The organism is Nonomuraea marmarensis, from assembly GCF_043197025.1.
GTDB classification, from domain to species: Bacteria; Actinomycetota; Actinomycetes; order Streptosporangiales; family Streptosporangiaceae; genus Nonomuraea; species Nonomuraea marmarensis.
Genome location: NZ_JBICRM010000088.1, coordinates 1 through 4,851 on the forward strand (window position 1 = coordinate 1; position 4,851 = coordinate 4,851).

General features: G+C 57.7%; 2 rRNA genes. Both read left to right on the forward strand.

The window, feature by feature from the left end:
- Positions 1 to 9: 9 nt before the first annotated feature.
- Positions 10 to 1,531 (forward strand): 16S ribosomal RNA (locus tag ACFLIM_RS49940).
- A 307-nt stretch (positions 1,532 to 1,838) separates the two neighbouring features.
- Positions 1,839 to 4,851, forward strand: a 23S ribosomal RNA gene (locus tag ACFLIM_RS49945); the annotation flags it as partial.

Consider the following 4,851-nt stretch of genomic DNA (forward strand, 5'->3'; position numbering starts at 1 on the left):
TCCAGACATTGTTTGGAGAGTTTGATCCTGGCTCAGGACGAACGCTGGCGGCGTGCTTAACACATGCAAGTCGAGCGGAAAGGCCCTTCGGGGTACTCGAGCGGCGAACGGGTGAGTAACACGTGAGTAACCTGCCCCTGACTCTGGGATAAGCCTGGGAAACCGGGTCTAATACCGGATATGACCACCGATTGCATGGTCTGGTGGTGGAAAGATTTTTTGGTTGGGGATGGGCTCGCGGCCTATCAGCTTGTTGGTGGGGTAGTGGCCTACCAAGGCGACGACGGGTAGCCGGCCTGAGAGGGCGACCGGCCACACTGGGACTGAGACACGGCCCAGACTCCTACGGGAGGCAGCAGTGGGGAATATTGCGCAATGGGCGGAAGCCTGACGCAGCGACGCCGCGTGGGGGATGACGGCCTTCGGGTTGTAAACCTCTTTCAGCAGGGACGAAGGTGACGTGTACCTGCAGAAGAAGCGCCGGCTAACTACGTGCCAGCAGCCGCGGTAATACGTAGGGCGCAAGCGTTGTCCGGAATTATTGGGCGTAAAGAGCTCGTAGGTGGCTGGTCGCGTCTGCCGTGAAAGCCCGCAGCTTAACTGCGGGTCTGCGGTGGATACGGGCCGGCTAGAGGTAGGTAGGGGCAAGTGGAATTCCTGGTGTAGCGGTGAAATGCGCAGATATCAGGAGGAACACCGGTGGCGAAGGCGGCTTGCTGGGCCTTACCTGACGCTGAGGAGCGAAAGCGTGGGGAGCGAACAGGATTAGATACCCTGGTAGTCCACGCTGTAAACGTTGGGCGCTAGGTGTGGGGGTCTTCCACGATCTCCGTGCCGGAGCTAACGCATTAAGCGCCCCGCCTGGGGAGTACGGCCGCAAGGCTAAAACTCAAAGGAATTGACGGGGGCCCGCACAAGCGGCGGAGCATGTTGCTTAATTCGACGCAACGCGAAGAACCTTACCAAGGTTTGACATCACCCGGACACCTGCAGAGATGTGGGCTTCTTCGGACTGGGTGACAGGTGGTGCATGGCTGTCGTCAGCTCGTGTCGTGAGATGTTGGGTTAAGTCCCGCAACGAGCGCAACCCTTGCTCCATGTTGCCAGCACGCCTTTCGGGGTGGTGGGGACTCATGGGGGACTGCCGGGGTCAACTCGGAGGAAGGTGGGGATGACGTCAAGTCATCATGCCCCTTATGTCTTGGGCTGCAAACATGCTACAATGGCCGGTACAGAGGGTTGCGATGCCGTGAGGTGGAGCGAATCCCTAAAAGCCGGTCTCAGTTCGGATTGGGGTCTGCAACTCGACCCCATGAAGTCGGAGTCGCTAGTAATCGCAGATCAGCAACGCTGCGGTGAATACGTTCCCGGGCCTTGTACACACCGCCCGTCACGTCACGAAAGTCGGCAACACCCGAAGCCCGTGGCCCAACCAGCTTGCTGGGGGGAGCGGTCGAAGGTGGGGCTGGCGATTGGGACGAAGTCGTAACAAGGTAGCCGTACCGGAAGGTGCGGCTGGATCACCTCCTTTCTAAGGAGCACTCTCACCTTGCACCACCGTTCGTGTGGTGGGGTGACAGCTCACTAGTGGAGCACTGGCTACTCGATCAGGCCGGATCGCCGGCGTGCTAGTACCGCTCGTCCTCGTCAGAGGAGTGGGAGGGGAACGCGCGTGCGGGGGTTGGGGTTGGTTGGACACACTGTTGGGTCCTGAGGAAACGGGCTTGTTGCCGTTGGTTGCCTCAGTACAGGGCCATGCCGTTCAATCCTGTTGTGGGTTGTGTGGGTGGTTGCTGTTTGTTGTTTGAGATTTGCATAGTGGACGCGAGCATCTTTGTGGCCAAGTTTTTTAGGGCACACGGTGGATGCCTTGGCATCAGGAGCCGATGAAGGACGTGGGAGGCTGCGTTAAGCCTCGGGGAGTCGCCAACCAGACGTTGATCCGGGGATGTCCGAATGGGGAAACCTAGCACCAGTCATGTGGTGTTGCCTCCGCTTGAATGTATAGGGCGGTTGGTGGTAACGCGGGGAAGTGAAACATCTCAGTACCCGTAGGAAGAGAAAACAAGAGTGATTCCGTGAGTAGTGGTGAGCGAAAGCGGATGAGGCTAAACCGGGCGTGTGTGATAGCCGGCAGGTGTTGCATGTCCGGGGTCGTGGGACCCTCTGGTGGTTTCTGCCGAGACCACAAGAAGTGATAAACCTTTGAGGTAGTTGAAAGCTCTGGGAAGGGCTGCCGTAGACCGTGAGAGCCGGGTAGGCGAAACTTTGAAGGCTTCTTGAGGGGATCCCAAGTAGCACGGGGCTCGAGGAATCCTGTGTGAATCTGCCAGGACCACCTGGTAAGCCTAAATACTCCCTGATGACCGATAGTGCACGAGTACCGTGAGGGAAAGGTGAAAAGTGCCCCGGTGAGGGGTTGTGAAAGAGTACCTGAAACCGTGTGCCTACAAGCCGTAGGAGCTTAGTCGTCCCTTTGGGGGCGGCTGTGATGTGACTGCGTGCCTTTTGAAGAATGAGCCTGCGAGTTATGGTGTGTGGCGAGGTTAACCCGTGTGGGGGAGCCGTAGCGAAAGCGAGTCTGAAGAGGGCGTTTGAGTCGCATGCTGTAGACCCGAAGCGGAGTGATCTACGCATGGGCAGGTTGAAGCTCAGGTAAGACTGGGTGGAGGACCGAACCCACCAGGGTTGAAAACCTGGGGGATGATCTGTGTGTAGGGGTGAAAGGCCAATCAAACTCCGTGATAGCTGGTTCTCCCCGAAATGCATTTAGGTGCAGCGTTGCGTGTTTCTTGCCGGAGGTAGAGCACTGGATGGCTGATGGGCCCGACAAGGTTACTGACGTCAGCCAAACTCCGAATGCCGGTAAGTGAGAGCGTGGCAGTGAGACTGCGGGCGATAAGGTTCGTAGTCGAGAGGGAAACAGCCCAGATCACCGACTAAGGCCCCTAAGCGTGTGCTAAGTGGGAAAGGATGTGGAGTCGCAGAGACAACCAGGAGGTTGGCTTAGAAGCAGCCACCCTTGAAAGAGTGCGTAATAGCTCACTGGTCAAGTGATTCCGCGCCGACAATGTAGCGGGGCTCAAGTACACCGCCGAAGTCGTGGCATTGATGCAGATTCGTCTGTGTTGATGGGTAGGGGAGCGTCGTGCAGCCGGTGAAGCAGCAGAGTGATCTAGCTGTGGAGGCTGTGCGAGTGAGAATGCAGGCATGAGTAGCGAATCGAGGGTGAGAAACCCTCGCGCCGGATGACCAAGGGTTCCTGGGGCAGGCTAATCCGCCCAGGGTAAGTCGGGGCCTAAGGCGAGGCCGACAGGCGTAGTCGATGGATAACGGGTTGATATTCCCGTACCCGCTTCAATGCGCCCATATCGAACCTCGTGATGCTAAGAGTCCTTAAGTCCTCTGATGCCCTTCGGGGCTAGGGGTGAGGCTGAACGCTCGATCCGATCGGGTAGTAGGTAAGCGATGGGGTGACGCAGGAAGGTAGTCCAGCCCAGGCGATGGTTGTCCTGGGGTAAGCATGTAGGGAGCGAGGTAGGTAAATCCGCCTCGCGCGTATCCTGAGATGTGATGCCGAGCCGATTGTGGTGAAGTGGATGATCCTATGCTGCCGAGAAAAGCCTCTAGTGAGTGTTGTGGCGGCCCGTACCCTAAACCGACTCAGGTGGTCAGGTAGAGAATACTAAGGCGATCGGGTGAACTGTGGTTAAGGAACTCGGCAAATTGCCCCCGTAACTTCGGGAGAAGGGGGGCCTCTGCTGGTGATCAGGCTAGCTCTGTGAGCTGGTGGGGGTCGCAGTGGCCAGGGGGAAGCGACTGTTTACTAAAAACACAGGTCCGTGCGAAGTCGTAAGACGATGTATACGGACTGACGCCTGCCCGGTGCCGGAACGTTAAGGGGACTGCTTAGTCAGGGCGACCTGGCGAAGGTGAGAACTTAAGCGCCGGTAAACGGCGGTGGTAACTATAACCATCCTAAGGTAGCGAAATTCCTTGTCGGGTAAGTTCCGACCTGCACGAATGGCGTAACGACTTCCCCGCTGTCTCAACCGCAGACCCGGCGAAATTGCATTACGAGTAAAGATGCTCGTTACGCGCAGCAGGACGGAAAGACCCCGGGACCTTCACTACAGCTTGACATTGGCGTTTGGAGCGTCTTGTGTAGGATAGGTGGGAGACTGGGAAGCTGTCACGCTAGTGATGGTGGAGTCGTTGGTGAAATACCACTCTGGTCGTTTTGAACGTCTAACTCTGGTCCGTGATCCGGATCGGGGACAGTGTCTGGTGGGTAGTTTAACTGGGGCGGTTGCCTCCTAAAGGGTAACGGAGGCGCCCAAAGGTTCCCTCAGCCTGGTTGGCAATCAGGTGTTGAGTGTAAGTGCACAAGGGGGCTTGACTGTGAGACTGACGGGTCGAGCAGGAGCGAAAGCTGGGACTAGTGATCCGGCATCGGCGTGTGGAAGCGGTGTCGCTCAACGGCTAAAAGGTACCCCGGGGATAACAGGCTGATCTTCCCCAAGAGTCCATATCGACGGGATGGTTTGGCACCTCGATGTCGGCTCGTCGCATCCTGGGGCTGGAGTAGGTCCCAAGGGTTGGGCTGTTCGCCCATTAAAGCGGTACGCGAGCTGGGTTTAGAACGTCGCGAGACAGTTCGGTCCCTATCCGCTGCGCGCGCAGGAGACTTGAAAGGGGCTGTCCCTAGTACGAGAGGACCGGGACGGACGAACCTCTGGTGTGCCAGTTGTACCGCCAGGTGCACGGCTGGTTGGCTACGTTCGGAAGGGATAACCGCTGAAAGCATCTAAGCGGGAAGCTCGCCTTGAGATGAGGTCTCCCACCCCGTTT